At 68.1% G+C, this 26,626-nt stretch carries 26 protein-coding genes and 2 pseudogenes; 12 read left to right on the forward strand and 16 right to left on the reverse strand.

Annotation, left to right across the window (positions count from 1 at the left end; genetic code table 11):
* Window positions 1–43: 43 nt before the first annotated feature.
* From MBENS4_RS01720 to tsaD, 4 genes are all read right to left on the reverse strand, one after another.
* Window positions 44–1,714, reverse strand: coding sequence for a vWA domain-containing protein (locus tag MBENS4_RS01720; protein WP_084591909.1), 1,671 nt, complete (start codon window positions 1,712–1,714; stop codon window positions 44–46).
* Between the two features lie 104 nt (window positions 1,715–1,818).
* Window positions 1,819–3,339: a lipopolysaccharide biosynthesis protein gene (locus tag MBENS4_RS01725; protein WP_039388303.1), complete on the reverse strand. Its 1,521-nt coding sequence runs from the start codon at window positions 3,337–3,339 to the stop codon at window positions 1,819–1,821.
* Entirely contained in the window at window positions 3,336–4,355 is a 1,020-nt protein-coding gene (locus MBENS4_RS01730; RefSeq protein ID WP_039388304.1) for an NAD(P)H-dependent glycerol-3-phosphate dehydrogenase, read from the reverse strand. The genes MBENS4_RS01725 and MBENS4_RS01730 overlap by 4 nt, the downstream gene beginning before the upstream one ends.
* Window positions 4,352–5,392 (reverse strand): tRNA (adenosine(37)-N6)-threonylcarbamoyltransferase complex transferase subunit TsaD, encoded by a 1,041-nt coding sequence (tsaD, locus tag MBENS4_RS01735; protein WP_039388305.1) that lies wholly within the window; start codon window positions 5,390–5,392, stop codon window positions 4,352–4,354. The genes MBENS4_RS01730 and tsaD overlap by 4 nt, the downstream gene beginning before the upstream one ends.
* Window positions 5,393–5,466: 74 nt before the next feature.
* Here tsaD and hemC point away from each other — a divergent pair, with 74 nt between their 5' ends.
* The 4 genes from hemC to MBENS4_RS01755 are packed head-to-tail and all read left to right on the forward strand — an operon-like array spanning window position 5,467 to window position 9,311.
* The gene (gene hemC, locus MBENS4_RS01740; protein ID WP_039388306.1) at window positions 5,467–6,414 is read left to right on the forward strand and encodes a hydroxymethylbilane synthase; all 948 of its coding nucleotides are present in this window, start codon (window positions 5,467–5,469) and stop codon (window positions 6,412–6,414) included.
* Complete coding sequence (locus tag MBENS4_RS01745; RefSeq protein ID WP_242404737.1) at window positions 6,411–7,163, forward strand: uroporphyrinogen-III synthase; 753 nt, start codon at window positions 6,411–6,413, stop codon at window positions 7,161–7,163. The genes hemC and MBENS4_RS01745 overlap by 4 nt, the downstream gene beginning before the upstream one ends.
* Window positions 7,163–8,149, forward strand: a complete 987-nt coding sequence (locus tag MBENS4_RS01750; protein WP_239026351.1) for an MICOS complex subunit MIC60 — start codon at window positions 7,163–7,165, stop codon at window positions 8,147–8,149. Before MBENS4_RS01745 ends, MBENS4_RS01750 begins: the two co-directional genes overlap by 1 nt.
* Before the next feature lie 19 nt (window positions 8,150–8,168).
* Window positions 8,169–9,311: a sensor histidine kinase gene (locus MBENS4_RS01755; protein ID WP_052321934.1), complete on the forward strand. Its 1,143-nt coding sequence runs from the start codon at window positions 8,169–8,171 to the stop codon at window positions 9,309–9,311.
* 237 nt (window positions 9,312–9,548) lie between these two features.
* On the opposite strand, the pseudogene MBENS4_RS01760 reads toward MBENS4_RS01755, so the two are convergent.
* Window positions 9,549–10,795, reverse strand: a pseudogene (locus MBENS4_RS01760) (UbiH/UbiF/VisC/COQ6 family ubiquinone biosynthesis hydroxylase).
* Window positions 10,792–12,450, reverse strand: a complete 1,659-nt coding sequence (locus MBENS4_RS01765) for an alkaline phosphatase family protein (protein WP_039388309.1) — start codon at window positions 12,448–12,450, stop codon at window positions 10,792–10,794. Before MBENS4_RS01765 ends, MBENS4_RS01760 begins: the two are co-directional and overlap by 4 nt.
* Before the next feature lie 107 nt (window positions 12,451–12,557).
* Between MBENS4_RS01765 and MBENS4_RS01770 the strand changes: the two genes are divergently transcribed.
* Window positions 12,558–14,609: a protein-disulfide reductase DsbD family protein gene (locus MBENS4_RS01770; protein ID WP_039388310.1), complete on the forward strand. Its 2,052-nt coding sequence runs from the start codon at window positions 12,558–12,560 to the stop codon at window positions 14,607–14,609.
* A 147-nt stretch (window positions 14,610–14,756) separates the two neighbouring features.
* Complete coding sequence (locus tag MBENS4_RS01775) at window positions 14,757–15,365, forward strand: hypothetical protein (protein WP_039388311.1); 609 nt, start codon at window positions 14,757–14,759, stop codon at window positions 15,363–15,365.
* Window positions 15,366–15,480: 115 nt separating this feature from the next.
* Here the strand turns inward: MBENS4_RS01775 and MBENS4_RS01780 are convergent, their stop codons facing one another.
* Window positions 15,481–16,101: a YceI family protein gene (locus MBENS4_RS01780; RefSeq protein ID WP_039388312.1), complete on the reverse strand. Its 621-nt coding sequence runs from the start codon at window positions 16,099–16,101 to the stop codon at window positions 15,481–15,483.
* Window positions 16,102–16,138: 37 nt separating this feature from the next.
* Window positions 16,139–16,741: an FMN-dependent NADH-azoreductase gene (locus MBENS4_RS01785; RefSeq protein WP_039388313.1), complete on the reverse strand. Its 603-nt coding sequence runs from the start codon at window positions 16,739–16,741 to the stop codon at window positions 16,139–16,141.
* 187 nt (window positions 16,742–16,928) lie between these two features.
* Here MBENS4_RS01785 and MBENS4_RS01790 point away from each other — a divergent pair, with 187 nt between their 5' ends.
* From MBENS4_RS01790 to MBENS4_RS01800, 3 genes and pseudogenes are all read left to right on the forward strand, one after another.
* Window positions 16,929–17,810 carry a LysR family transcriptional regulator gene (locus MBENS4_RS01790; RefSeq protein WP_039388315.1) on the forward strand — a complete coding sequence of 294 codons (882 nt, stop codon included), beginning with the start codon at window positions 16,929–16,931 and terminating at the stop codon, window positions 17,808–17,810.
* 55 nt (window positions 17,811–17,865) lie between these two features.
* A pseudogene (trxC, locus tag MBENS4_RS01795) lies at window positions 17,866–18,320 on the forward strand (thioredoxin TrxC).
* Window positions 18,321–18,327: 7 nt separating this feature from the next.
* The gene (locus MBENS4_RS01800) at window positions 18,328–18,849 is read left to right on the forward strand and encodes a hypothetical protein (protein ID WP_039388318.1); all 522 of its coding nucleotides are present in this window, start codon (window positions 18,328–18,330) and stop codon (window positions 18,847–18,849) included.
* Here MBENS4_RS01800 and MBENS4_RS01805 read toward each other — a convergent pair.
* The 8 genes from MBENS4_RS01805 to MBENS4_RS01840 form a co-directional block, all read right to left on the reverse strand.
* Complete coding sequence (locus MBENS4_RS01805; RefSeq protein WP_039388320.1) at window positions 18,846–19,610, reverse strand: sigma-70 family RNA polymerase sigma factor; 765 nt, start codon at window positions 19,608–19,610, stop codon at window positions 18,846–18,848. The two genes, MBENS4_RS01800 and MBENS4_RS01805, sit on opposite strands and share 4 nt — an antisense overlap.
* Complete coding sequence (locus MBENS4_RS01810; RefSeq protein ID WP_039388322.1) at window positions 19,607–21,736, reverse strand: flagellar biosynthesis protein FlhA; 2,130 nt, start codon at window positions 21,734–21,736, stop codon at window positions 19,607–19,609. The genes MBENS4_RS01805 and MBENS4_RS01810 overlap by 4 nt, the downstream gene beginning before the upstream one ends.
* On the reverse strand, window positions 21,733–22,671 hold the full coding sequence (locus MBENS4_RS01815; protein WP_242404738.1) for a lytic transglycosylase domain-containing protein: 939 nt from the start codon (window positions 22,669–22,671) through the stop codon (window positions 21,733–21,735). The genes MBENS4_RS01810 and MBENS4_RS01815 overlap by 4 nt, the downstream gene beginning before the upstream one ends.
* A 73-nt stretch (window positions 22,672–22,744) precedes the next feature.
* Window positions 22,745–23,077, reverse strand: a complete 333-nt coding sequence (locus tag MBENS4_RS01820; protein ID WP_242404739.1) for a flagellar protein FlgN — start codon at window positions 23,075–23,077, stop codon at window positions 22,745–22,747.
* Between the two features lies 1 nt (window position 23,078).
* On the reverse strand, window positions 23,079–23,393 hold the full coding sequence (locus tag MBENS4_RS01825) for a flagellar biosynthesis anti-sigma factor FlgM (RefSeq protein WP_039388324.1): 315 nt from the start codon (window positions 23,391–23,393) through the stop codon (window positions 23,079–23,081).
* Window positions 23,394–23,518: 125 nt separating this feature from the next.
* Window positions 23,519–24,022 carry a flagella basal body P-ring formation protein FlgA gene (locus MBENS4_RS01830; RefSeq protein WP_039388331.1) on the reverse strand — a complete coding sequence of 168 codons (504 nt, stop codon included), beginning with the start codon at window positions 24,020–24,022 and terminating at the stop codon, window positions 23,519–23,521.
* Window positions 24,023–24,107: 85 nt separating this feature from the next.
* Window positions 24,108–24,542: a hypothetical protein gene (locus tag MBENS4_RS01835; protein ID WP_039388333.1), complete on the reverse strand. Its 435-nt coding sequence runs from the start codon at window positions 24,540–24,542 to the stop codon at window positions 24,108–24,110.
* Window positions 24,539–25,255 (reverse strand): MotA/TolQ/ExbB proton channel family protein, encoded by a 717-nt coding sequence (locus tag MBENS4_RS01840; protein WP_242404740.1) that lies wholly within the window; start codon window positions 25,253–25,255, stop codon window positions 24,539–24,541. Before MBENS4_RS01840 ends, MBENS4_RS01835 begins: the two co-directional genes overlap by 4 nt.
* A 226-nt stretch (window positions 25,256–25,481) precedes the next feature.
* On the opposite strand from MBENS4_RS01840, the gene flgB reads away from it, so the two are divergent.
* From flgB to MBENS4_RS01855, 3 genes are read left to right on the forward strand one after another with little or no spacing between them, the layout of a single operon-like run.
* Window positions 25,482–25,829, forward strand: a complete 348-nt coding sequence (gene flgB / locus MBENS4_RS01845) for a flagellar basal body rod protein FlgB (protein ID WP_039388339.1) — start codon at window positions 25,482–25,484, stop codon at window positions 25,827–25,829.
* A 2-nt stretch (window positions 25,830–25,831) separates the two neighbouring features.
* Complete coding sequence (flgC, locus tag MBENS4_RS01850) at window positions 25,832–26,239, forward strand: flagellar basal body rod protein FlgC (RefSeq protein WP_039388341.1); 408 nt, start codon at window positions 25,832–25,834, stop codon at window positions 26,237–26,239.
* Complete coding sequence (locus MBENS4_RS01855; RefSeq protein ID WP_039388343.1) at window positions 26,236–26,604, forward strand: flagellar hook assembly protein FlgD; 369 nt, start codon at window positions 26,236–26,238, stop codon at window positions 26,602–26,604. The genes flgC and MBENS4_RS01855 overlap by 4 nt, the downstream gene beginning before the upstream one ends.
* Window positions 26,605–26,626 lie beyond the last annotated feature (22 nt).

The following is a 26,626-nucleotide window of genomic DNA, read 5'->3' on the forward strand; positions in this document are numbered from 1 at the left end:
GAGCCTAGAGCGATAGCGCCCCCCTGTCAGCCTCCAAGACCGCTCAATCGCCCTTCAATGCCCCGGCAAGTCCGACCAGCTTCACGAATTCCTGGCGCCAGTAGTCGCCGGGCTGCCCGGCGAGGCGCGCCACGTCCCCCTCGTCGAACCCATTGAGGAGCGTATCGCCGCGCAGATCCTGCCCGAAGGCCGCGACCGCTGCGGCAAAGGCGAAGTCGCCGCGCGGCGCCTTGGCGCTCGCCACGAGGCTTGCCGGGACCGGCCGCTCGATCAGCTTCGAGGTCGTGCCGTCCGGCAGCTTGTAGCGCAGCTTGACGAAGGCCAGTTCCTGCGTCCGGGCCTGCGCGGCCGTGTTCGGCGTATCCTCGTAGCGCCGTTCGGGCAGCCAGCCTTTCGTGCCTGCCGGAACGATCTCGTAGAGCGCGGTCACCTGGTGCCCCGCCCCGATGTCGCCTGCATCGACCGCGTCGTTTTCGAAGTCCTCCTCGCGCAGCGCGCGGTTCTCGTAGCCCAGCAGCCGGTACTCGCTGACGAGCGCCGGGTTGAACTCGACCTGGATCTTCACGTCCTTGGCGATGGTGAAGAGCGTGGAGGCCATCTGCTCGCCCAGCACCTTCTTCGCCTCGAGCGCGCTGTCGATGTAGGCGTAGTTGCCATTCCCATGGTCAGCCACCTGCTCCATCAGCGCTTCGTTGTAGTTGCCCTGCCCGAAGCCGAGGGTCGTCAGCGTGATCCCGGCGTCGCGCTCCTTCTCGATCATCGCGATCATGTCGTCGCGGTCGGTGATGCCGACGTTGAAGTCGCCATCGGTGCCGATGAGAATGCGGTTCACGCCCCCTTCGATGAAGCTGTCCCGCGCGATGTTGTAGGCCAGCTTGAGGCCCGCCGCGCCCGCCGTCGAGCCGCCCGCGCTCAGCGTATCGAGCGCGGCGCGGATCTTGCGCGTGTCGTTGGTGAGCGGCAGGACCAGCCCCGCGGCTCCTGCATAGACCACGATCGAAACACGGTCCTGTTTGCCCAGCTCCCCGGCCAGCCCCGAAAGCGCGGTCTTGAGAAGCGGGAGCTTGTCCGGCGCGCTCATCGACCCCGAAACGTCGAGCAGGAACACCAGGTTTGCAGGAGGCCGGCCTTCGCGCGCGATATCATAGCCGCGAAGGCCGATGCGCAGCAGGCGCGTTTCCGGGTTCCAGGGGGTTTGCGCCATGTCCGTGGTCACCGAGAACGGAGCCTCGCGGCTGTCGGGTGCCGGGTAATCGTAGCGGAAGTAGTTGATGAACTCCTCGGTGCGCACCGCCCGCGCCGGGGGCAGCTGGCCCTGCGTCAGGAAGCGGCGGGTGTTGGTGTAGGCGCCCGTGTCGACATCGACCGAGAAGGTGGAAACAGGCTCCTGCGCCACGCGCTTCACCGCTGAGACCTCTTCGCCTTCGTACTGCTCGCGACCGGGCTGCGTGGGAACCTGCACGGGCGGCACGAAGCGGCTTTCCTGCATCGTATCCGCAACTCTTGCCCCGGTGACGGTGACGGCCGAAGGCGCTGCGACGATACCGGGTGGTGGAGGCGCCGGAGGAGGTGGAGGAGGTGGTGGCGGCGCGACAGCCAACGGTGGAGGGGGCGGCGCGTCCGCCACTTCGCCGCACGCGGCCAGAAGGCTGAGCCCCGAAAGCACCAGCCCCAGCCTCGCTACACGGCCCGACAGATCCTTGCGAACCACCATAAACCCATCCCCTCGTCCCGTTGCTGGTACGCGAGAACGCCACCCCGCCCGTTAATCGCGACTGAACGAGGCCTGCGCGCGACGATGCGAAATGCCAGCGGCGATCAGTTCGACTTGGTCTTCTGGAACAGCTTGCGGTCTTCAGGCCCGAAGGCCTTCTTCCAGATGACAAAAAGGTACGACCCCAGGATCGCGGGGATACCGAAGGCCAGTTCCACCCACTCGGGGAGATACTGCGTGAAGACGAAGCCGATCGCCACCGCGGGGGCTGCCGCCCAGAGCAGCGGCCAGCGCCAGTTGTTGATCGGATGGCCCAGGAACTTCGCGAGCATCTTCGCCTTCACCACCGAGGCGAGCCCCAGCGCGATGAAGAGCGCGCCCGCCGCGGCCGCGGCCTGGAACAGCGAATTGTAGCCCAGGTGCTGCATGAGCAGAATCCCGGCGAACGTCAGGACCGCCTGGAAGCCGATGGTGGCCAGCGACACGCCCAGGTTGCGCACACGGTGGACGTAGATCAGCGCCGCCTCGCTGACGACGGCGGTCGAGGCGACGACTTCGGCGGCGAGCAGAAGCGCCAGCGCGCCCGTCCCGCCGACGAACTCGCGCCCGATCAGGCCCATGACACCCTCGCCGGTGATGCCCAGCGACAGCGCGATGGCCACCTGCGCGGCCATGATCCAGAAGCCCACCTGGCTGACCTGGCGCGCAATCGCGCCATAGTCCTTGCGCTTGAGCGCGCGGGTGATGACCGGCCCCAGCACCGGCTCGAAACTGGTCTTGAGCTTTTGCGGCAGGCTCGCAACCTGCTGCGCGGCGTAGTAGACGCCAACCGCCGAGGGCGGCGCGAGGAAGCCCAGCAACAGCACGTCCACACGGCGCGTACCCCACTCGATCGTATCAGCCAGCGCAATCGGCATCGAGCGCACGACGAGGCGGCGCATGACGCTCACGCGCGGACGCCAGCCACGCGGCCGTCCATAGGCGCGGATGAAGGGCACGAAGGCGGTGATCGCAGCGGCAAAGATCGAGGCGATATAGGCGAGCGAAAGCCCGCTTTCGGGCGCGACGAAGATCATCAGGCCCGCCATGATCGAGATCGTCCAGGGCTCGACGATGGCACGCGACCAGACCGTGGGACTGATCTGCAGGCGATAGGCAAGCGCGGCCAGCCAGATCTCGGTCAGCGCCAGCGGCGGGATCGCGATCACCATCAGCCGGTCGAACTGGGTATAGGTGCCGCCCGGGAACATCGGGGCGGGCACGAACCAGAAGAACAGCGCCGCCGCACACGAGGCCAGAAGCGAGACCGCCACGCCATCAAAAACGGTGTTGGCGGGCAGTTCCTTGCCTTCAGCCTCGCTCATGCGCTGGGCCAGCCCGCGCTTCTCGCCCATCGTGCAGACCATTGCGGTCAGCTCAATGATGACGAGCGCGGAAGCGAAGCGGCCGAGCGCGGCAGGCCCGTAGGCCGCCGCCCGCCCGGCGATGAACAGGAAGGGAATGCGCGCGGCAAGGCGCAGGAAAAAGCCCAGGAAATTGGTGCGCCCGCCCTTGGCCAGTGCGGCAATGTCATCGCCGTCCTGCTTGTCCCGGCCAGCCTCGGCGCGCGAAACACTGTCGTTCAACCCAGGCGCTCCTGCTCCGAGCGCAAGGGGCGCGAAAGGATATCGGCGACGACTTCACCCGCAGGCGCAGCGCCTTCGAGAAGACGGCGGACCGCGGCGACGATGGGCATGTCGATGCCCTCGCGCCGGGCAAGATCATCGAGGATCGGCGCGGTGGCCGCCCCTTCGGCGACCGAACTCTTGCCCGCCAGCGCCTCGGCCGCGCTCTGGCCCTGCCCGAGCGCCAGACCCAGCGAGAAGTTGCGGCTCGATGTCGAGGAACAGGTCAGCACCAGGTCGCCCAGACCGCACAGGCCCGCCAGCGTCTCGGCCCGGCCTCCGCGCGCAAGGCCAAAGCGCTGCATCTCGGCATAGCCGCGCGCGATCAGCGCCGCGCGCGCATTCTGGCCAAGGCCCAGCCCCTCGGCCACGCCGCAGGCAATCGCCAGCACGTTCTTGATCGCGCCGCCGATCTCGGCCCCGATCACATCCTCGGAATAGTAGGGACGGAACGCCGGGCTCGCGATCAGAGGCGCGAGCCGCTGCCACTGCGCCTCACCGCCCGAACAGGCAAGCGTGATGGCCGTGGGCAGACCCGCGGCGACCTCATGCGCGAAGGTGGGCCCCGAAAGCACGGCAAGACGGCTGCCCGGCGCGGCCTCGGCCGCGACCTCGGCCATCAGCCGCCCGCTGGACGCCTCGATCCCCTTGGCGCAAAGCACCAGATCGCGCTCTGCGGCAGGCAGCTGCCCGACCACCGAGGCAAGGAACTGCGCAGGGACCACGGCCAGCAACACCGGAAGCTCAGCCATCTCGCCAAGGTCCGAGGTCGCACGGATCGCCGGATCAAGCTCGGCGCCCGGCAGATAGGTGTCGTTGACGCGGGTTTCGTTGATGCGCGCGGCAAGATCCGCCTCGCGCGCCCAGAGCTTCACCTCCTGGTTGCCCGCACGGGCCAGCGCCTGAGCAAGCGCCGTGCCCCAGGCGCCTGCGCCGATGACCCCGACCGCCAGACCGCTTGCATTTATCGTCGTCATGCCTTCACTCCGGCTCCGCGCACCGCCTCGGCGTCCGGATCGAGCGGCCAGCGCGGCCGCGCGGAAACGTCGAGCGGATCGCTCTGCCCCAGCGCATGGCGTTCCACACCGGCCCAGGCGATCATCGCCGCATTGTCCGTACACAGCTTGAGTGGCGGGGCAATGAACGGCAGCTTGAAATCGGCGGCCAGCCCTTCGAGCGCGGTGCGGATCGCGGTGTTGGCTGCAACCCCGCCCGCCACGACGAGGGCCGTCGGTGCGACATCCGCGATGCTCTTGAGAGCGCGGCGCGTGCGGTCGATGATGCACTCGATCGCGGCCTGTTGGAACGAGGCGGCGATATCGGCCGCGCTGTACTCGCCCGACTGGTGCGCGCGCAGGACCGCGCTCTTGAGACCGGCGAAGGAGAAATGCGGCTCCTTGCTGCCCTTTAAGGGGCGCGGCAGCGGCACGGCCTTGAGATCGCCGCTCGCAGCCAGGCGCTCCAGTGCCGGACCGCCGGGATAGCCCAGCCCCAGCACCTTGGCCGACTTGTCGAAGGCCTCGCCCAGCGCATCGTCAATGGTCGTGGCAAGGCGGCGGAACCTGCCCACCCCTTCAACCAGCAGGATCTGGCAGTGCCCGCCTGAAACGAGCAGCAGGAGATAGGGATAGGCCAGGCTCGCATCGGCAAGCCGGGGCGAAAGGGCATGACCTTCCAGGTGGTTGATCGCGATCAGCGGCTTGCCTGTCGCCATCGCCAGCGCCTTGGCCGAAACGAGCCCGACCATGACCCCGCCAATGAGGCCCGGCCCTGCCGTCGCGGCAATCGCATCGACCTCGTCCAGGCGCATCCCCGCATCGGCCAGCGTGCCCTCGATCAGCGGCGCAAGGCGCTCGACGTGCGCGCGCGCGGCGATCTCGGGCACGACGCCGCCAAAGGGCTTGTGCTCCTCGTCCTGCGACGCGATGCGCTGCGCCAGGATCGTGCGGTCTGCCGTCACCAGCGCCGCGGCGGTCTCGTCGCACGAGCTTTCTATTCCGAGGACAATCGTCATCCTCACGCTACCTCGCTCACTTTGGCCGAACGACCTTTTCCTGGACGCGCCCAGGCGCTAGCACGGTTTCCACGATGACTACCCAGACCACCGCGCCCAATCCGCGCTTCCGCCTCGGCACCCGCCGCTCGCCACTTGCCATGGCCCAGGCCGAAGAGGCCCGCGACCGCCTGGCAAAGGCGCATGGAATCAATCCTGCGCATATAGAGATCGTGGCCGTGACTGCCAGCGGAGATCGCATCCAGGACCGCGCTCTGGCCGAAATCGGGGGAAAAGCGCTCTGGACCAAGGAGCTCGACGCCTGGCTGGCCGAAGGGGAAATCGACTTTTCGGTACATTCGGCCAAGGATGTGGAGACGCTGCGCCCCGAAATCTTCGCCATTGGCGCGGTACTCCCGCGCGAAGACGTGCGCGACGTGCTCGTGGGCGCGGCCAGCATCGCCGCGCTGCCCTCGGGCGCGGTCGTGGGGACGAGCGCGCCGCGCCGGGCCGCGCAGCTCCTCCACGCCCGGCCGGATTGCAAGGTGGTGACCTTCCGCGGCAATGTCGCCACGCGACTTGCCAAGCTCGCCGCGGGCGAGGCCGACGCGACATTCCTCGCCGCCGCCGGCCTCAAGCGCCTGGGCGAAACCGGCACGGGCCATCCCCTCGACGAGGAGGACTGGTTCCCGGCCCCCGCGCAGGCCGCAATCCTGATCGAGTGCCGCGCCGATGACGCCCGCACCGCCGCCTTCCTTTCGGCCATCGACGATGCGCCCAGCCGCGCCGCGGTTCTGGCCGAACGCGCCCTGCTCGAAGGGCTTGGCGGCAACTGCCACAGCCCCATTGCCGTTCTCACCCGCCATGAAGGCGAACAGCTCCACATGCGCGCGGCGATCTATTCCCCGGACGGCGGCGAGCGGATCGAGGGCGAGGTTCGCTTCGCCTCGGGCGACCTGAAGGGGCCCGCCGACCTCGCCGCCGACCTCCTGTCGCGCGCAAGTCCGGCCGTCACCGTGCATTTCACCGGTCCGCCGACGTGAGCGCCCAAGGCGCCTCCCTGCCCCTCCCCGTCCTCATCCTGCGACCACAGCCGGGCGCGCAGGCAAGCCTGGAGGCCGCGCGCAAGCTGGGCCTCGCCGCCGAAGCCTACCCGCTCTTCGAAGTCCGCCCGCAAGCCTGGGAGGCCCCGGCCTGCGACGATATCGATGCGCTCGTGCTGGGAAGCGCGAACGCGCTGCGCCATGGCGGCGGTGCGCTGGAGGCCTATCGCGGCAAACCCGCCTATGCGGTCGGCCAGAAGACCGCCCAGGCCGCGCGGGCCGCCGGGCTCGACGTGGTCTGTACCGGCCGCGGAGGGCTCCAGTCCGTCCTCGATACGCTGGCGCCCGAACACCGCCGCCTGCTGCGCCTTGCCGGGCGCGAACGGGTGGCGCTTCACCTGCCCGAAGGCGTCACCATGACCACGCGCGAGGTCTACGCCAGCGAGGCGCTGACTGCCCCTGAGGCCCTGCGGCAACGCCTGCGCGATATGTCACAGGGCGCTGTCCTGGTTCTTCTCCACTCGGGCGAAGCGGCGGTCCGTTTCGAGGATCTATGCCGAGAATGGGGCCTTGCGACAGGTGCCATTCATCTCGTGGCCATCGGCCCGCGTGTATCCGCGCGACTCCATAGCCCGTGGGGGAGTGTGCGCTGCGCCCCCGAACCCAGCGACGCCGCCTTGCTGGCCTTGGCCGCACAGATGTGCCAAGAGGCTCTCTCGGGATCGATACAAGTAGACAACCAGACCTGATGCCAGACCTGATGCAGGACTTCGAGACACAACCACTTGCGCGCGAAACCGTGCCGGGACCACGCCCGCGTTCGCGCGGTGGCATGGTCTTCGTCGCCTTCGTGGCGTTCCTGCTGGGCGCCGCCTTCGTCGCCTGGGCGTCCTCGCGTGGCTGGCTCGAACAGGTCCTGCCCACGGCCGAAATGTCCGAGGCTCCGGCTGCGGAAACGGCGGTTGTCGGTGAGCCTGTCGAGATCCCCGATCCCCTTCCCCTGCCGAGCCCGGGCGCCGGGCATCCTTCGCCGGACCAGCTTGCCGCGCTCGGCACGATGGAAGGGCGCCTCGCGATGATCGAGAACCGCCTCTCGCGCATCGATTTCGAGACCGACGCCGCCTCGGGCAATGCCGCGCGCGCCGAAAGCCTGCTGATCGCCTTTGCCGCACGCCGCATGGTCGATCGCGGCGAACCGCTGAGCTACGTCGCCGACCAGCTGCGCCTGCGCTTCATGGACGCCCAGCCCCGCGCGGTCGAGACGATCATCGCCTTTTCCAAGGAGCCGGTGACAATCGACGAACTGAGCGCACGGCTCGAGGCCCTCTCCCCCGAACTGAGCGTTTCGGGCCGCGACATCAGCTTCTGGGACCGCGCCCGGGGCGAGCTGACCTCGCTGTTCACGGTGCGCCGCGATTCCGCCGCGCTGGTCTCGCCCCGCGCCCGGATCGAGCGCGCGCGCATCATGCTGACCGCACGCCGCATCGACGGGGCTATTCGCGAAGTGGAGCGCCTGCCCGGCGCAGAGGCCGCGCACAACTGGATCGCCGATGCGCATCGCTACGAGAACGCCCAGAAGGCGCTGAGCCTGCTCGAGACAACCGCGATGCTTGAACCCCGGCGCCTCAAGGACGCCGAGGGCCGCGCCATCGATCAACCCAGCCCGCTCGCAACGCCCAGCCAGGGAAGCCCGTCGCAAGCCGCTGAGAATGACGCCGGATCGGGCGAAGACTGAGCCCGAGAGAGCACCGGACATGACCGACACACCAGACCAGAACCGGGCCGATCCGATCGAGGACGCCCGGCTCGAGGCACTTGCGCGCTATTCCCTGACATCCGAACCGGAACAGGACTTCGACGACATCGTCGCCATGGCCGCGGAAATCTGCGACGTGCCCGTCGCTCTGGTCAATATCGTCGAAGCCGAACGCCAGTTCTTCAAGGCCCGCATCGGGATCGACATCTCCGAAACCCCGCGCGATGTCTCGATCTGCCAGTTCGCCATCCGCGAGGACGTCCCCTTCATCATTCCCGATGCCCGCCGTGACCCGCGCTTCGCGGACAATCCGTTCGTGACCGCAGAGCCGGGCATCCGCTTTTACGCAGGCTTTCCCCTCGTGACACGCGACGGGCATGCGCTGGGCACGCTGTGCGTGATCGACCATGAGCCGCGAACCCTCGATGCGCAGCAGATCCGCATGCTGCGGATACTCGCGCGCCAGGCGATGTCGCAAATCGAACTGGGCGCCGCGCTGGAGAAGAGCCGCGCCGCCCATGCCGAAGCCGAGCGCCTGCGCGCCGGACAGCACGAAATCGCCATGGAGATGACCCACAGGGTCAAGAATACGCTCGCCATCGTGCAGTCCATCGTGGCGCAGACGCTGCGCCGCAGCCCGGATGTCGAACAGGCCCGCAAGGCCATTGATGCGCGCCTTCTGACCTTGGCGCGTGCGCAGGATGTGCTGACCCGTTCGGCCCTCGATGACATCGACGTACGCGCCCTCATTTCGGCGGCCCTGGGCCCGCACATGCAGGGCGAGAACGACCCGCGCTTCGTGCTGTCCGGTCCTCCGCTGCTCCTTGGCGCACGCCAGGCACTCGGCCTCGCGCTCGGGCTCCACGAACTGGCGACGAACGCCACCAAGTATGGCGCGCTTTCCCAGACGGGCGGAACCATCGCGCTCACCTGGAACGGCGCGGACGCCGCCTGCACGCTCGAATGGGCCGAGCGCGGCGGCCCCCGGGTTGAGGTACCCACCGAGCGCGGCTTCGGCTCCACCCTGATCGAACGGATCGTCGCGGGCTATTTTGAAGGCGAAGCCCGGCTGACGTTCGATCCTGAAGGTGTGCACTTCACGCTGTCGGGCCGGGCACGTCGGCCTGAAGCGCGGAGCTGACGGAAGAGCGCGCGCGAGACGCCAGACCCGCGTAAAAAAGACTCGAAGATCAGGAAGAGATATCCGAGGGCCATCGCCATCGGGCTCCCCGAACTGTCGAGCTCAAGGCTCTCGCGCTGCGTTGGCTAAGAGAGGTGAGGTCGCCGAGTTTGGGGTCAAGGGGTAACAACCCCTTGAGAAATTACCTTCCACCTTCTCTTTGACTGCAACTCGGAACGCGAGGTCCAGCCCGCCTCCCTAGCCTTGCAGAAGCTCGGGAAGCTTGCCGGACATGCCCCGCGCCTCGTCCATGAAGAAGCGCTTGAGAGCCGGCAGGCGCTGGACCGCGCCCATGCCCAGACGGCGCACGGCACTTGGCACGCGGCCCGGAATACCGAACAGGCGGGTAAGCGTGTCGGTCGCCGCCATGACCATGACCGAATCGAGCTGCGCCACTTCTCGTAGCGCGCCAGCAGCTGCGCATCGCCCGGTTCAAGGCCCAGGCGCATGCCCTCGCTCAGCACTTCGACCAGCGCACCCACGTCGCGCAGGCCCAGGTTCAGGCCCTGCCCCGCGATCGGGTGCATGCCGTGCGCGGCATCGCCGATGACCGCGAGGCGCTCGTCGACCACGTTCACGGCATGATGGAAGCGCAAGGGATAGCTCATGCGCGGAGCCGAGAGTTCGATATCGCCAAGGACACCGTGCATCTTCTCGGCAACCTCGTTCAGGAACATCGCATCGCTCATCGCGATGACGCCCTTTGCGTCCTTCTCGGCGACCGTCCAGACCAGCGCGCTGCGATGGCGCCCCTGCGCGTCGTCGAGCAGCGGCAGCAGCGCAAAGGGCCCTGCAGGATAGAAGATTTCCCAGGCCGTTCCGCCGTGCGGCTTGGAGTGGAAGAGCCCCGTCACCATGGCGCGGTGGTGGTAATCCCACTTCGCCATCGAGAACCCGGCCTCGTCGCGGGTGGGCGACTGGCGCCCTTCGGCCGCCACCAGCAGCGAGGAGGTGAGGATGCGCCCGTCGCTCAACTCGACTTCCACCCCGTGGGGTCCGCGATCGCGGCGCACGGCCTCGGTCTTGACGTGCCAGGCGATGTTGGGCTCGTCCTTGGCCGCCTCGAACAGCGCGATGCGCAGATCCCGGTTGGCGTACATGCGGCCCAGCGTGCCCTCATCGGGCTTGGGCTGGAAGTCGATCCGGCCCGGCTTCATGCCGTCGGTCACCGCAATCGAATCGATCGCGCAGCCCAGAGGCTCGAGGCGCTTGCCAAGACCGATGTTGCAGAACAGGTTCCAGCTCGCGGTGGAAACCGCCGAGGCGCGGCCGTCCGCGCCCTCGGCAACGAGGTCCGCCGGGTCGGCGCGGTCGATCACGTGGCTGGAGATCCCGGCCCGGGCCGCGGCCAGCGCCAGCGTCATGCCGACGAGACCGCCGCCCAGGATGATGAGATCACGGCGCTCCTTCGCGCCAGTCGGGATGCGTGTATCCGAGTCGCTCATGAAGAGCAGCTATCGGCCTCCGTCGCATCAATGTCGAGACATCTTCCATCCCACGTGCCCACAGGTGCGGAGAGGCCCACGGTGGCAGCAAGAGTGGGCGCGATATCAACGGTTTCGACCGGATCGGGCTGCTCGAATCCCTGGATCCCTTCGCGCCAGAACAGCATCGGGACGCGGCGGTCATAATCCCACGGGCTACCATGGCTGGCGACCTTGAAGGGCTTGGCCTTGCCGGGCACGATCCCGCGGCGGGTCAGCATCTGCACCTCGCCCGAGCGCCCCGGCACATAGGACGCGCGCACCTTCTGGAGGTCCGTCCAGTCCTGCGGGGCGCCTTCGGGCATGGGCTCGGCCATGATCTCATCGTGCGAGAAAGCCGCCTCGATCTGCGGGTTGGCGCGCAGCACGTCGAGCAGGCTTGCCACCACGGTCTGCTTGTTCTTTCCCGCAAGGTCGGGCGCGAGCCACACGCTGCCCGATTCCCCGGCGCCGTAGAAGAGGTGCCCGCTTGGAACGCTCACGCCGGTGCGGCGGGCCACTTCGGCCTCGAGTGCGGCGGCAGTCAGCGAAGGATCGACGCGGCCCGCATGCGGGTTGCCGCGCAGTTGCTGGCGCTCGGGCGCATCGAAACCGCCGTGGTCGGCGCTCAGCACGACCTCGTAGTCGATCCCGCGCGCGTCGAGCGCGTCGAACAGCGTACCGAGCGCGGTGTCGAGCGTGTTCATCTGGATGCACATCTCCACGCCCTCGGTGCCGAAGGCATGGCCAACCTTGTCGGTCGACGAGAAGCTGACCGAAAGCAGGTCGGTGACAGCGTCCTTGCCCATGCCCAGTTCATCGACGAGGCGCACGGCCATGTCGGCGGTGGCGAGATCGCCGCGCGGGCTTTCCGAGAACGCCTTGTAGTCGCCCGCCTTGAAGGGAAACTTGTACGTACCGATGGTGAAATCGCCGATGGGCGTGGCATGGTCGCGGCGCGAGCAATCGCCCGGCACGGGCATCTCGGCAGCCCCGGCCCTGACCTTGCGGGCGATCTGCGCGTTGTAGGCCGCAACGCTCTTCGAAACCTTGCGGTCGAGGAAGGTCGTGTAGCCTTCCTCGCCGAACCAGTAGACGGCATCGGTGTCGTGCCCGCTCATCATGACTGCGGCGCGGTCCTTGACCGAAACCGCCGCGTTGATTGCACGCGGATCACGCTTCTTCATGAGATCGCCGAGAGTCGGTGCCTTGAGGTGCACCGGGCTGACCACCGGCTTGTCGGACGAACTGCGCGGATCGCGCTCGTCTTCGACGCAGTAGATTTCCTTGTCGGCGCGCGCGAGCGCGGGATCCATCCAGCCGTTCGCCGGAATGCCGGTGCGCGCCGGGTGAACGCCGGTCAAGAGCGTGGAGTGGCCCGGGCAGGTCTCGGTCGCGGCGTGCGACTGGTAGCCCGAGGGGAACACGACACCATCCAGCAGGCGCGTGAAGCCCTTGGAAAAGCGCTGGCGGTACTGCGCGAAAAGGTCGGAAGAGAACTGGTCGACCGAGATCGCGACGATCAGCTGGGGCGCGGCCTGGGCTTCGGGCGCGGCGTCCTGGGCCAGGGCCGGTGAGGCCATCGCGGCGGTGGCAAGGCCGGTCGCAAGAGCGAGGGTGGAAAGACGCAGGCGCATGGGTGTTCCTTGAATTGTCGGCGCGCACCGGGCACAGGCGGGAGAGCCGACAATCCCCAAGGGAACGAACGGCCGGGATCTCGCACGTGGGGCGCAAGGTAAGTTCTATGAATTCGCGTCGTTATAGCCTGTTTTTGACACGTATATGTCAACTCCTCGCAGCCTTCGCCCTGCTTCTCCTGGCCCCGGTGGCCATGGCCGCCCCCAACCATATCGCGGCCAAGCTGGTGGCCGCGCCCGGCGCCCAAGCGGGCAAGGAGACGACGTTGGCCATCGCCATGAGCCCTGAAAAGGGCTGGCACGGCTACTGGCTCAATCCCGGCGATGCGGGTCTTGGCATGCAGCTCGACTGGAGCCTGCCCGAGGGTGCCCGCGCAGGCGATCAGCGCTATCCCGTGCCCCACACGTTGCTGGTCGCAGGGTTGATGAACCACGTCTACGAGAGCGATTACGCCGTACTCGTGCCCGTGACCCTGCCCGCAGATGCCAAGCCCGGCGCGCGCATCCCGATCCGCGTCAAGGCGCAGTGGCTCGCCTGCACCGAGGAAATCTGCGTGCCCGAGCGCGCCGAACTCGCCACCGAAGTCGTGCTGGGCAAGGCGGACGCCAAGGCCGAAGCCAAGTTTGCCAAATGGCAGCGCGCCTTGCCAGCGCCGCTCGACGCGCCGGCGACCAAGGCGCTGGACGCCAAGACGCTACGCCTCGCCATCCCGCTCCCCGCTTCGGTCGAGCTGGAAAACCCGCATGTCTTCCTCGCGCAGGACAAGGTCGTCGACTACGCGGCCCCGCAGACCTTCGCCCGCAAGGACGACACGCTCCTCGTCACCATCCCGCGTGCGGATTTTGCTCCGCGCGATCCCGAGGTGCTGGACGGCGTGCTCAAGCTCGACGGCTTTGGCAACGGTCTCGCCTTCACCGCGAAGACGGGACCGGTTCCCACCGGCGGCACCCCGCTCAAGGGCGCGGATACACCCGAGTTGCCCGCCCTGCCCTGGTTGCTGCTTGCCGCGCTGGCGGGCGGCCTCATCCTCAATATCATGCCCTGCGTCTTCCCGATCCTTTCGCTCAAGGCCCTTTCGCTTGCACGGGCGGGCGAGAGCGAAGCGCACGCCCGGATCGAGGGGCTGGCCTACACGGCGGGCGTCGTCGTGGCCTGCCTTGCGCTCGGCGGCGTTCTCCTCGCGCTTCGTGCCGGGGGCGAACAGGTGGGCTGGGCATTCCAGCTCCAGGAGCCGGTCGTGGTCGTCGCGCTGCTTCTGCTGGCCGCCACGATCACCGCCAACCTCCTGGGCCTCTTCGAGTTTGCCGTCCCCGGATTTGCCAGCGAGGGCAGCCCGCAAGGCGCCTTTGCGACCGGACTTCTCGCCGCGTTCGTGGCAACGCCCTGCACCGGCCCCTTCATGGCGAGCGCCATGGGCGCAGCGCTGCTGCTGCCGGTAGTGCCCGCCCTTGCGCTCTTTGCCGCGCTGGGGCTGGGGATTGCCCTTCCGTTCCTGGCGGTTGCCTTCGTGCCCGCTCTGCGCACCCGCCTTCCCCGCCCCGGCAAGTGGATGACGACCTTCCGGCGCTGGATGGCGCTGCCCATGGGCCTCACCGCACTCGCGCTGGGCTGGCTGGTGTGGAAGGTCGGGGGTGAGGTCTACTTCGCCGTTACGCTGCTGTTCGCAGTGCTTCTGGTGCTGGCGCTGTTCGGGGTGGGCCGGGCGCAGCGCAAGGGGCGCAAGGCCCGCCCGGCGGCGCTGCTGGCGCTGTTCGACGCGCTCGCCTGCCTCGCGCTCCTGCCCGCCGCCGCGCCCGAGCCGGTCGAGGCCGCCTCGATCCTCGCCACCCGCCCCTTCAGCGCCGAGGCACTCGCTGCCGCCCGGGCGGACGACAAGCCGGTCTTCGTGTGGATGACGGCGGACTGGTGCCTGACCTGCAAGGTCAACGAGAACGTCGCCATCGAGCGCGAGGAGACCCGGGCGGCCTTCGAGGCGGCCGATGTCGTTGTCCTGCGCGGCGACTGGACCCGGCGCGATCCCGAGATCACCCGCTACCTGACCGAGCAGGGTGCAGCCGGTGTCCCGCTCTATGTCTGGTACCCGAAGCAAGGTCCGGGCGAAGTTCTGCCCCAGGTGCTGACGCCCGCGCTTCTGGCCGAACGAGCGGCCGGCGGCTGAGCCGCTCGAACGCGAGCCTGAGGGCAAAGTCCACGCCTTTCGGGAACCAGGCGGCACTTCCAAGGTTGCTTTGGGCAGATCACGAAATCGCGCTGCCCGTTTTCCCGTGTTTGCCGAATCGCGCCGCGCTCTACCCGGAGGTGTGCCGTGACCGACCTGCCCATGGCCGAATGGCTTGCCAACCTGATCCTGGCGACCGGCGTTGCGATGCTGCTGGGAAGCGTCGGCCTTGCCACACTGGGATACCTGCGCGCGCGCAAGCGCATGGTCCGCCCCCAGGCGAGACAGACCGCTGTCGCCCCGGCACCTCTATCCCGAGATGAGGAACCTCGCCCGCTTGCCTCGCTGCTGCCCGAGCAGCGCCAGCGTTTCATCCGCGACTGGCGCGCTCTTCAGGCCCACGCCGCCGCGAGCCCGGCCGACGCCCTGATCCTTGCCGACGTGCTTATCGCGCAGGTCCTGCATGCCTGCGGCCATCCCCTCATGCTTGAGCGCGCCCACAGCCCCCTTGCCGCGAATGACAGCATGTCGCGCGAGGACGAGATCGCCCACACCTACCTGCTCGGCCACGCCAGCGTCACGCGCCTGGCGCAAGGGTGGCCCTGTGAGGACGAGATCCGCATTGCCCTTGTCCGCTATCAGCTGGTGTTCGACGAACTCGTCAACGAACCCGACGAGGACGCCCCGGCCTTCACGTTGCACCGGGGACGGATCGTCGCGCTCGACAGCCCCTCCGCCCCACGGCTCGACGGATAGCGTCTCGACGGGGAGTCCACCTCACGCGGACCAAAAGAAAAGGACATGGCCCCCTGGGGAGACCATGTCCTTTTCCGTATGCGGCCTCAGGAAAGGCCAGTGTGAGGGAGGGGGATTACTCGCCCTTCTCGAAGGCCGCACTGATGCGAAGGGTCACTTCGTCGCCCACGGCGGGGACGTAGTTCTTCACGCCGAAGTCCGAACGGGTGATCGTACCCGTTGCGTTGAAGCCCAGGGTGTAGGCCTGGCTCATCGGGTTCACGCCGCCCGCATTGAAGCTGGCGTGGAGCGTCACCGGCTTGGTCACGCCGTGGAAGGTCAGGTTGCCGGTCACGTCGGCGGTACGCTCGCCAGTGCGCTTCACCTTGGTCGAGACGAAAGTGATCGTGGGGTGGCCCTCGGCGTCGAACCAGTCGGCCGAGACGAGCTCCTCGTCGAGCGTCGCGTTGGTGGTGCTCACGGTCGCAACGGGGATCGAGACGGCAAGCTTGGTGTTCTCGATCTTGGCGGGGTCGATCGAGAGCGAGCCGGTCACATCGGCGAATTCACCGTACCACTCCGAGAAACCGAAGTGCATGAGCGAGAAGCCGACGCGGGTGTGCGAGGTCTCGACCTTGTAGGTGCCGGCCTGCGCCGCGGCGGGCGCGGGATCGGCCGCCTGAGCGTGGAGAATGGCGGGAACCGAGGCCAGCAGGGCAACCGGGATCAGGGCGGACTTCAGGAACGAACGGGTCATGTGAAAAAACTCCTAGAGGGGGGCTGGGCCGACGGGCTCAGGCGAGCTTGGCAATCGCGGCCTTGGCGTCGGCAATGGCGCTGGCGGCGGCTTCGGGACCGAAGGCCATGCCCTCGGCGGTAACGACCTCGACGTCGGTCACGCCCATGAAGCCCAGCAGGCCCTTGAGGTGCGGCATGCCGAAGATGACGCCTGCGTCATCGTCGTACTTGCCCGCACGCGACTGGGCGACGATCGCCTTCGTGTTCTTGACCAGACCCTCGGGGCCCTGTTCGGTGTACTGGAAGGTGGTGCCGGCGCGCAGCACGTAGTCGAACCAGGCCTTGAGCGTGGAGGGCAGGCCGAAGTTGTAGATCGGAAGGCCGATCACCAGCACGTCGGCGTCCATCACTTCGGCGATCAGCGCGTCCTGCAGTTCGCGCGCTTCGAGCGAGGCGTCGGTCATCTTGTCGCCAACCGGCGCGGCGCGGCCGATGCCGACCAGGCTGCCCGAATTGATGTGCGGAACGGGATCGGTGTCGAGGTTGCGTTCAACGACGACAGCGTCCTCGCCCAGCTCGGCAAGGTAGGTGTCGATCAGCTGGTTGCTGACGGAAGCGGCGCCGGTGGCGGCCGAACGGACGACGAGGTACTTGGTCATGGTGCTTCTCCGAATTTGACAAGTGGCGGCAAACAGTTGGGAGGCGGTTGCGGGGGGATCCGTTTGCCGCCGGGGCTTCGCTGGAAGCTTGTCCATGGAGATAGTCCTGCTGGTTTTGCATGACCATTGGCGATATGAGCATAGCCTCCATGCAAAAACGGATAGAAGGCGCCGCCGGGGTGGGACGATGAACTGGGACGACATCCGCACTTTCCTCGCCATTGCGCGGGCCCGCAGTCTTTCGGGTGCCGCGCGCGAACTGGGGTTGAGCCAGAGCACGATGAGCCGCCGTCTCGTCGCGTTGGAGGAACGCAGCGGCGCCCGGCTTCTGCTCAAGACCCCGCACGGCTACGAACTCACCCCGCTGGGCGAAAGCGTCCTCGCCAACGCGCAGCGCATGGATGAGGATGCAATGGCCCTCGAACGCGTGGTACAGGGCCGCGACGCCGCGCTTTCCGGGCTAGTGCGCCTGACCACGGTCGAGACGCTGGCCAACCGGCTCATCCCCATTGCCGCCGCCAAGCTGCGCGAAGATTATCCGGGCATTTCCATTGACCTGCTCTCCGACACCCGCTCGCTCAGCCTGATCGAGCGCGAGGCCGACATCGCGATCCGCATGGTCCGCTTCGAGCACAACGAACTGATCTCGCGGCGCATGGGCACGATGGTCTGCGCGCTCTACGCCAGCCCCGACTATCTCGCCGCCCACCCCGAGCCGCTCACCGATCCCGGACACCGCCTGATCACCGTCATGCCCGACATGGCCCACCAGGCCGAAGCGCGCTGGCTGCTGGAAAAGGCCCCCGAGGCGCAGGTCGTCTACCGCAGCAACAGCCGCGACGCGCAGGCCGGGGCGGTGCACGAAGGGCTCGGCATTGCCTGCCTGCCGCAGTATCTCGCCGAAACGATGCCCGGTGTCGTACGGCTGAAGGACGCAGGCCTTGGCCCCGCCCGCGAAATCTGGCTCGGCGTCCACCGTGACCTGCGCGACATGCCGCGCATCCGCGCCGTCATCGACGCGCTCGATGCCGCCTTCAAGGCCGAGCGACTGCGCTTCCTCGTCGCCTGAGCGCCCTTCCCAACCGAGCCGCGCCGCCCCATATCAACGTCAAGGAGATCGCCCCATGACCAGCCCCGAAAGCAAGATCGTCGTCTGCCCCTCCTGCGGCGCCTCGAACCGGGTCCCCACCGCGAAACTGGGCGCAGGCGGCACCTGTGGGCGCTGTCACACGGCTCTGTTCACCGCCAAACCGCTGGTGCTGACCTCGGCCAACTTCGAGGCCCATGCGCGCAAGGGAGATCTGCCGCTGCTCGTCGATTTCTGGGCCAGCTGGTGCGGCCCCTGCCGCCAGATGCGCCCGCTTTCGAGGCCGCCGCCGCCCGGCTCGAACCCATGATGCGTCTGGGCAAGCTCGACACCGAAGCCGAACAGGCCATTGCCGGGCGCTACGCGATCCGCTCGATCCCGACCATGGTGCTCATCCACAAGGGCCGCGAAATCGCGCGCCAGTCGGGCGCGATGCCACCCCACGCCATCGTCCAGTGGGCGCAGGGCGCGATGATGGGAATGGCGGGCTGAGCGGATCATGGATGAAAAATGGAGGTCGAACGCGCGCTGGATCGCCAGCAGGGCCTTCTGGATCGTCTGGTTCTCGATCCCCGTCGCCATGAAGGCCTTTCTGCCCTCGCTGGAGGACAACTCGCTCATGATCCTGCCATGGGCCGGGTATATCTACCTCAGTGCGCGTCTGCTGGCGCCACGCGGGCTGGCCTCCTTGCGACCTCGTAAGCGGGAAGATCTCGCCATGGAATATGGCGCAGAACGGACCTGGGACGCCATGTGGCTGAACGAGCGCATCGCGCATCTTCTGTGGCCCTATGCCCTCCTGATCCCGGTCGGCGCGTTCCTGCTCCATCAACCGCCGTTCGAGGACGGGCTGGTCCACTACAACATCGGATATCTCGAAGAGACGGCTCAACTGCCGGGCGGCTCGCCATGGCTGGACGCGCTCGGACAGTCCGTCCGCTACCTGCCCGGGCTCGGCTGCGTTGCGCTCGGGCTGTTCAAGATGTTCCAACGCTGGCGCGATGGTGATCCGCTGGATTAGAGAATGTCCGCCACCCCGGCGAGGCTCTCCCGCAACTTGGTGAGCGCCTGCGCCTTCAACTGGTGGACGCGCGGGACGCTCACCTGCAGGACCTCGGCGATCTCGGAGAGGTTCAGTTCCTCCACGAAATAGAGCGAGATGACGAGGCGCAGGCGTTCGGGCAGATCGCCCAGCGCCGCGATCACCGCCTCGCGCATCTCCGCATCGGCCAGGATGTCGAGGCTGTCGCGCTCCTCGGTGGCAAAGGCCAGGTTCTGGTCGGAATAGACCTCGTCGATGGATTCAAAGCGCATGGGCTGACTGGAATCCTGCATCGCGGCGAGGTCCATCTCCGCCATGCCCAGCGCCTCGGCCAGTTCGGCAAGCGAAGGCGCGCGGCCCAGCGTGGCGCGCAGTTCGTGCTCCTTGGCCTCGATCTGGCGGCGGCGCTCGCTCGCTCCGCGCGACATCGGCACGGTCTTGCGCACGAGATCGACCATGGCACCGCGCACGCGCATCTTGGCGTAGGCGGCAAAGCCGTCCTCGGTCGGCCCCGAATGTTTCTGCGCGCACTCGGTCAGCGCGACGAGGCCCGCCTGCATCAGGTCCTCCAGCTCGATCCCCGGACGCCCCGTGCCGTTGACGTGCCAGGCCAGGCGGCGCACCATCGGGAGAAAGCGACGAACGCGGTCGGCCACTTCCTCCCGATGCCCTCCCAGGCGCGGACTGCGCGCACCGACCGAGTAGGTCGGCGGCGTGAATACGGTCTGATCCTGTTTCATGCCGCGAGACTCTCAGGCGAGGATGCGCCTGTGCCGTCCGGCCCGGGCAGACCCGGCGCGGGCGCACGCGGCGCACCCACTACGTCGATCACCTCGATGGGCTGGGTGGGCGGCAGCTCGGCAATCGAGAGGACAAGGCAGCTGGGCGCGCGCAGGCGCAGCAGCTGGGCGAGCGCGCGGCGTGCACGCGGCTGCACGACGAGCGCGAGCGGGATCGCCTGCGCCCCGCGGCTGTCGGAAAGCTCGGCAATGCGCTGGCCGATGGTGGCGGCAAGGTCGGGCTCGATCACCGGCTGCCCGGTGACCGGGTCCATCATTCCCGAGACGATGGCGCTTTCGAGCCCGGCGTCGAGCGTGACCACGGGCAGGCGCATGTTGGGCGGGCACACCCGGCCCACGATCAGCGCGCCCAGGTCCGCGCGCACCAGCTCGACCAGTCGGTCGTGCTCCACCGTCTGCTGCACCGCGCGGCTGAGCGAGGCAAGGATCGGCAGCGGGTGGGCGATGGGAATACCGTCTTCCAGCAAGTTGCGCAGAAGGCGCGTCAGCGCGGCCAGCGAGAGCGGCTGCGGCGTGATCGTCTCGATCAGGCTGCCCGCGTGGTCTTTCAGCGCATCGATCAGCATCCGCACCTCGTCGGGGCCGAGCAGGTCCTGCGGGCGCTCGGCCAGCAGCTGGTTGAGGTGGGTGGCGATCACGGTCCCGGCATCCACCGTCAGGAAGCCTTCGGCGATGGCGTGGTCACGTGCGGCCGGATCGATCCAGAGCGCAGGGCAGCCGAAGCTGGGGTCCTGCGTCTCCTCGCCCTTCAAGGTGTGGTTCTTGCGCGCCTCGCCCGCATCGATGGCGAGCACCCTGTCGGCGCGAACGCTCGATCCGCCCAGCGTCACGCCGCCCAGCACGATGCGATAATCGTGCGGCGCCATGTCGAGCGCGTCGCGCACGCGAAACTGCGGCACGATGAAGCCGAAGGCCTGGCTCAGCTGCTTGCGCACGCCGGTGACGCGGCTGACCAGCGGCGAGCCGTGGCGCGCATCGACCAGTTGCACGAGGCCGTAGCCCAGCTCGATGGTGACGAGGGTATGGTCGGAGACGTCCTCCAGCTCGATGCGCGCCGGATCGACCGGCTCGGGCAAGACCTCGGCGGGCAGGGCCGCGCGCGCGGCCCGTTTTCGCAAGGCGTGCCAGAGCCACAGGGCCAGTCCCGCAGCGGGCAGGAAAATCGTCTGCGGCATGGCCGGAATGAGGCCGATGGCGCCCAGCACGACTCCTACCGGCAGCCAGGTCTCGGGGCTGGCGAACTGGCCGCCGATCTGCCCGGCCAGATCGCGCGTGTCGGCGACGCGGGTAACGATGACGGCGGCCGCGATGGAAAGCAGCAGCGAGGGCACCTGCGCCACCAGCGCATCACCGATGGCGAGCGTGATATAGGTCTGCGCGGCATCACCGGCCGACATCTCATGGCTGATCATGCCCAGGCAGAAGCCCGCGATGATGTTGACACCCAGGATCAGCAGCGCGGCGATCGCATCGCCCTTCACGAACTTGGAAGAGCCGTCCATCGAGCCGTAGAAATCGGCCTCGGTCGCCACTTCACGACGGCGCGCCTTGGCCTCGTCGGCCGTCAGGAGCCCGGCGGCGAGGTCTGCGTCGATAGCCATCTGCTTGCCGGGCAGCGCATCCAGCGTGAAGCGCGCGGAGACTTCCGAAACGCGCCCTGCCCCCTTCGTCACCACCACCAGGTTGATGATGACAAGGATCAGGAAGACGAAGATGCCGACCGCGAAATTGCCACCGATGAGGAAGGCGCCGAAGGCCTCGATCACCTTGCCTGCGGCCTCCCCGCCCTCATGCCCATGAACCAGCACGACACGTGTCGAGGCGACGTTGAGCGCGAGGCGCAGCAGCGTCGCGAAAAGCAGGACCGAGGGAAAGGAGGAGAAATCGAGCGGCTTGTCCGCGTTCATCGCCGCCATCAGGACAGCGACCGAAAGCGCGATGTTGAGCGTGAAGGACAAGTCGAGGACGATCGCCGGGACCGGCACGATCATCAGGACGATGAGCGTGAGGATACCAACGGGAAGCGCCAGGGCGCCCGGGTCCTGGATGCGCTTGAACAGGTTCACAGGCCGAACCTCGCGAGTTTGCCGTAGGCGTTCTTCACGTTACCCGGCAGGGCCGCCTCGGAGGCCCCGAAGGCACCTTTGAGCGTTTCAGCCATGGAGCGGGCGGGGACGTGCGGCGCGGCGGCGGCCGGACTGGTTCCGCCATGAAACTCCCGTGCGAGCGGCCCGAGGTTGGCGGGCATCGAACCGGCACTGCGCGCGGCAAGAAAGGCTCTCGCCGATGGCATGTCCTTGCCGGGAGCGGCAAAGACCGCCGGATCGTACGCCAGCCGCGCCGCACCGCCGCTTTCCCCCATGGCGCTCGCCATGCGCGCGCGCAGGAGGTTCATCACGCCGCCGACCGAACGGGCTGCGCCTGTGCCTTCGTAGAAGATCGCGCGGTTCGCCGCGGCGGCCTTGGGAAGCAGCGCCGCTGCGCTCTGTCCGGGATTGTGGGCGAGCGCGCCAAGAAATTCGCCTGCCCCGGCGGCTCCCAGGAAGTGGGCCAGATAGAGTTCGGTCGCATCGGGGGCGCGGCCCAGAACGGCGGTCAGCTCCGCGCCGTTGTCGCGCGCGAGTTCGGCGGCCATGCGCGCGGAAGCGTCCGCATCGTAGCGCAGCCCCAGGACCTGGCTGCGCAGGCCGGGATCGCGGATACGCCCGCCCTCGATGGCCTCGCTGACCCACGAGAGGCCATGGCGCGCGCCATGCCGGTCCAGCGTGCCGAGCCAGGTGCCATTGGTGAACTGGAACAGCCCGGCCGCACTCGATGTGCCGGCCCGGGCCGTGGGATCGAGGCCGGATTCAAGCCGGGCCTGCGCCATGAGATACTGGAAATCGACGCCGGTCGCATCGGCGGCGCGGGCAATGGCCTCGCGCGCCTGTGCGTGCGTGGGCGACTGCGCGCGCAGGGTTGCCCCTGCAAAGTTCGCTCCGACTGTACCTGGATCGCTCAAGGATGGACTCCCGAATGTCTACTCCGGGACGAGATCAGCAAGGGCCGTGCCAGATGCACCGCCAGCACGCCCCTCAGACGCGGGCGCCGGCCACGGCGTAAGTGCCCGACGCGCGGTAGAGCTGCGGACTGCCGGTCAGCGCATCGAGACGGCGTGTGACATTGGCGGCCAGGATGTTGCGCACCTGCCGGTTCACCTCGTTGAGGCGCCGTGCAGTGTCGAGCAGACCGCGGCATTCCTCGTCGAGGTCGGCGCGCTGCAGGTGGTCGAGTTCGCTGCACAGGCGGTCCTTCGCCCCCGTCGCCCCGACGATGCCGTCGAGGTCGAGCGCGGCAAGCACCTGCCGCTCGGTCTCGAGCACGGCAAGCATCTGCCGCAAGGTGCCGGAAAGCTCGCCCCCGGTCATGTTACTTGGGTGTCCGCAGCATGACGCCCGCCGCGATCATGGCGTCGGCGATCTGGGCCGGAACGAGGGGGTAGGTGCCGGCTTCCACGGCCTTGCGAATCTGCGAGACGCGGTCGGTGTCGACCGGCGCAGCACCGGGATCGAGCGCCGCCGAAGTTTCCACGGCAGGCAGGCTCGGGGCCGGGTTCGCCTCGGGCCGGGCCGAGGCCGGGGCCGACGAGGCGACCGCTGCAAGTTCTTCACCGCCCGACGGGCGGGCCGGACGCGACGGGATCGATCCGATCGACTGCGCAGGTCCCACTTCGATAGGTGGCATTGTACCGCTCCTTCAAATAGTCTGCTGCTCAGAACGGCGGTTTCGATCCGGCTTTAAGGGCCACCTCAGAGCAACGATCGAAACCTTGCGTTATCGTTTGCTTTCAAAGCCAAATCCCGATGCGATCACGGCAGAGGCACACTGACGAGACCCGGCCGCACGATCCGCGCGCGCATTTCCTCGCCCCGCCCCCGTTGCCCGGTGGCCAGGCGGACCCGGATCCACGCGCCGACAGGACCCGATTCCAAGGCTTCGCCCGGCTGTGAGACAGTAAAGCCCTGCCCCGTCACGGCGATGCTGAGGGCATCCCCGCGATTGATCGCGTCGGGCTCACGCACGGGCGGCTGGAAAGCGGGCGGCGGCGCACTGCGTACGGGGACGAAAAGACGCCAGCCCCCGACATCGGCGCACTGGACGACGACACTGTCCTTGGAAGGGCCGCGCCAGGACAGCGCAAGACTGCTCTGGCAACGCTGGAGGCGCAGGCGCCGGTCGAGCGGCGTGATCGCCCCGCCGACCGCGCCCACGGGCGCGCCGGTGAAGGCCGCGACCTGCCGGTCGATCGCGTCGAGATCGGCGTAGGTAGCGCCTCCGGCGGCCAGCGCCATCAGGATCGTACTCAAGCTCATGCGCGGAACGTGTTTCCTTGCGAACGGACATTTCGTCCCGGCCAGTCAGCAATCTTCATGCCAGATGCCGCCACCCGCAACGCCTTCAGCGCGGCAACCCGGCGGCATCGAAAGCGAGCTCCGCCCGGATCACCCCCTGCCCCGGCTCCAGCACGATACGGGCGGCCAGCCCTGCCTCGCGCGCCTCGCCCGCCAGCGCCAGCGCGGCTTCGAGCGCGGCGGCGCGGCTCTGCACCCGCGCGGCCTCGTAAGGTGCGGTGATGGTCAGCTGCTGGCGCGGGTCGGGTGCCTGCTGGGTCAGCCACTGCGCCAAGGGCGGCGCATCGGGAAGCGCGATGTAGACCGAGAGCGGCTCGGCCCGCTGCGAACGACCGGCAATCTCTTGCCGCATGGCCGCCGGTGCCTTGCCGCCCTGCTTGGGCGAAGGCGCCGTACTGACCGCGGCGGCGGTGACCATGAAGAGGATCAGCGAAAGATCGGCCAGCGAGGTCTGCCAACTGACCGTGGCGCGCCCGCTCACTTGCGCCGCCCCTGTCCGTTCGCAGGCACATGCGCCTCATCGGCATGGCGCGGCAGGGCGACGCCAACCTGGCTCTCCAGCCAGTCGAGCACCTCCTGGCGGGCCTGCTCCTCCTCCGAGGCGCGCCGCGCAACCGCGCGCGCGAGCGGGGCAAAGACCATGTTCCCCAGAAGCAGGCCATAGAGCGTCGTCAGCACGGCCATGGCGATCGCGCTGGTGAAGTTGCCATCCTGCCCGCTGCCCGCCGGAAGCTGGCTGAGCGAAATCAGCGTGCCGGCCAGCCCCAGCACGGGCGAAAGGTCGGCGGCCTGGTTGAGCGTGCGCACCGCGCGCATCGACCGCGCCGCGCGGCGGCGCTTGTGTGCGATGTGCGCGGCGTGGAGCGAGGCCACCGACCGCGAGCCGATCAGAGCCCCGGTCGCCTCGTCGAACTCGGCATCGCCGGACAAGTGCGGCTCGGTGCGGATCACGCCGTCCTGGCGCATATCCTGAACGTGAACGGCCAGCTCGGCCTTGAAGCTCGCCGCGTCGAAGCGCTTTCGCACGAGGCGGCGCAGCGCGGCACAGGCCGCCCCGCTGTCGGTGAACCCGCAGCGCAGCAAAGTCGCAAGCAGCGTGCCCCCGCCCACGATCAGCGCGGACGTCGCATCGACGAGATTTTCGGGATTGATAACGGGCCGGGCTGTCCTTTGACGACGGGTCTCTTCAGCCAAGAACGGCGCGCGCCGGTCTTTTTCAGGCTTGCCCCTGCATTTGCCGCCCTTCCGGCAAAGCCTTGCCGCGCATGGGCCTCACGCGGTCCGCAACGCCCGTAAAGGCCCGAAATCGCGCGCCTCGCGCATTTGGCACATGCCTTGCGAATACCGGACCGAACCGCCGCGTTTCCCTGCGGCAAGGACCACCCCGGCCCCTACCTGGCCGGCACACGAAGGAGCGATCATGCCGCAGGACCTCTTCGGCATTCACGGCAAGGCCCTGGAACTGCGCTCGCAGCGCATGGGCCTCATTGCCTCGAACATCGCGAACGCCGCGACGCCGGGCTACAAGGCCAAGGACATCGACTTTACAGCGGCCCTCGGCGCCGCGCAGAACGGCACCGCGCTCGAAACCGCAGCCGAGCACGCCACGCGCTACCGCGTCCCGGTGATGCCCGCGCTCGACGGCAACACGGTGGAGCTGCCCAACGAACAGCTCGCCTTTTCCGAGAACGCGGTCGGCTATTCGACCACGCTCGAATTCATCCGCGGCCGGGTCGATACCCTCAAGCGCGCGCTGCGGGGAGACTGATCATGGCCAATTCGCCCATGACGCTCTTCACCCTCGCCCAGCGCGGCATGTCCGCGCAGATGGTGCGGATGAACGCGGCGGCCTCGAACCTTGCCAACGCGGGCACCGTCTCGGCCAGCGAGGGGGAAGCCTACAAGCCGATCCGTCCCGTCTTCGCCGCCGACCTCGACGCCGCCAGCGGCCTCGCCTCGGTCGATGTGCGCGGCGTGGTGCGCGAGAACGCCGCCGCGCTGCGCCAGCACACCCCCGAGCACCCGCTCGCCGATGCCAACGGCGATGTCTGGGCCGCCCCCGTCGATGAGAACGCGGAGATGGTCGAGATGCTCGAAGCCTCGCGCCAGTACCAGAACCTGCTCGAGGCCCTCTCCACCGCCAAGCAGCTCATGCTCGAAACGATGAGGCTCAAATGACCGTCACCTCGATCACCACCGGCCTGCCGACAACGCCGACCACAACGACCAGCGATACACCGCGCAATTCGCTCGGCGATCTGGGCCAGGCCGATTTCCTCAAGCTGATGATGACCCAGCTCCAGCAGCAGGATCCCTTCGAGCCGATGGACCAGACCGCCATGCTCGCCCAGATGGCGCAGTTCTCCTCGCTCGCGGGGACGACCGAGATGGGCGACACGCTGTCCCGCATTTCCACGCAGATGGACACGCTGAACCAGACCGGCCTTGCCACCCAGCGCGCCGTCGCCGCGCTTGCCACCCAGGTCGAGGCCCTGAACGCGGCCAACGCCAACACCGCTTCTCCCACCACCCCCGCCGCCTGAGCGCGCGCAACGAAAGTCACGT

This window comes from Novosphingobium sp. MBES04 (assembly GCF_000813185.1).
Lineage (GTDB): Bacteria > Pseudomonadota > Alphaproteobacteria > Sphingomonadales > Sphingomonadaceae > Novosphingobium > Novosphingobium decolorationis.

Coding starts and splice junctions, on each gene's coding strand:
- MBENS4_RS01805 (WP_039388320.1), bottom strand. CDS start 19,610: ATGAAACAGGATCAGACCGTATTCACGCCGCCGACCTACTCGGTCGGT.
- MBENS4_RS01820 (WP_242404739.1), bottom strand. CDS start 23,077: ATGACCGGGGGCGAGCTTTCCGGCACCTTGCGGCAGATGCTTGCCGTG.
- MBENS4_RS01800 (WP_039388318.1), top strand. CDS start 18,328: ATGGATGAAAAATGGAGGTCGAACGCGCGCTGGATCGCCAGCAGGGCC.
- MBENS4_RS01755 (WP_052321934.1), top strand. CDS start 8,169: ATGACCGACACACCAGACCAGAACCGGGCCGATCCGATCGAGGACGCC.
- MBENS4_RS01780 (WP_039388312.1), bottom strand. CDS start 16,101: ATGACCCGTTCGTTCCTGAAGTCCGCCCTGATCCCGGTTGCCCTGCTG.
- flgC (WP_039388341.1), top strand. CDS start 25,832: ATGGCCAATTCGCCCATGACGCTCTTCACCCTCGCCCAGCGCGGCATG.
- tsaD (WP_039388305.1), bottom strand. CDS start 5,392: ATGACGATTGTCCTCGGAATAGAAAGCTCGTGCGACGAGACCGCCGCG.
- hemC (WP_039388306.1), top strand. CDS start 5,467: ATGACTACCCAGACCACCGCGCCCAATCCGCGCTTCCGCCTCGGCACC.
- MBENS4_RS01830 (WP_039388331.1), bottom strand. CDS start 24,022: ATGAGCTTGAGTACGATCCTGATGGCGCTGGCCGCCGGAGGCGCTACC.
- MBENS4_RS01785 (WP_039388313.1), bottom strand. CDS start 16,741: ATGACCAAGTACCTCGTCGTCCGTTCGGCCGCCACCGGCGCCGCTTCC.
- MBENS4_RS01855 (WP_039388343.1), top strand. CDS start 26,236: ATGACCGTCACCTCGATCACCACCGGCCTGCCGACAACGCCGACCACA.
- MBENS4_RS01790 (WP_039388315.1), top strand. CDS start 16,929: ATGAACTGGGACGACATCCGCACTTTCCTCGCCATTGCGCGGGCCCGC.
- MBENS4_RS01770 (WP_039388310.1), top strand. CDS start 12,558: ATGAATTCGCGTCGTTATAGCCTGTTTTTGACACGTATATGTCAACTC.
- MBENS4_RS01765 (WP_039388309.1), bottom strand. CDS start 12,450: ATGCGCCTGCGTCTTTCCACCCTCGCTCTTGCGACCGGCCTTGCCACC.
- MBENS4_RS01720 (WP_084591909.1), bottom strand. CDS start 1,714: ATGGTGGTTCGCAAGGATCTGTCGGGCCGTGTAGCGAGGCTGGGGCTG.
- MBENS4_RS01825 (WP_039388324.1), bottom strand. CDS start 23,393: ATGCCACCTATCGAAGTGGGACCTGCGCAGTCGATCGGATCGATCCCG.
- MBENS4_RS01750 (WP_239026351.1), top strand. CDS start 7,163: ATGCCAGACCTGATGCAGGACTTCGAGACACAACCACTTGCGCGCGAA.
- flgB (WP_039388339.1), top strand. CDS start 25,482: ATGCCGCAGGACCTCTTCGGCATTCACGGCAAGGCCCTGGAACTGCGC.
- MBENS4_RS01730 (WP_039388304.1), bottom strand. CDS start 4,355: ATGACGACGATAAATGCAAGCGGTCTGGCGGTCGGGGTCATCGGCGCA.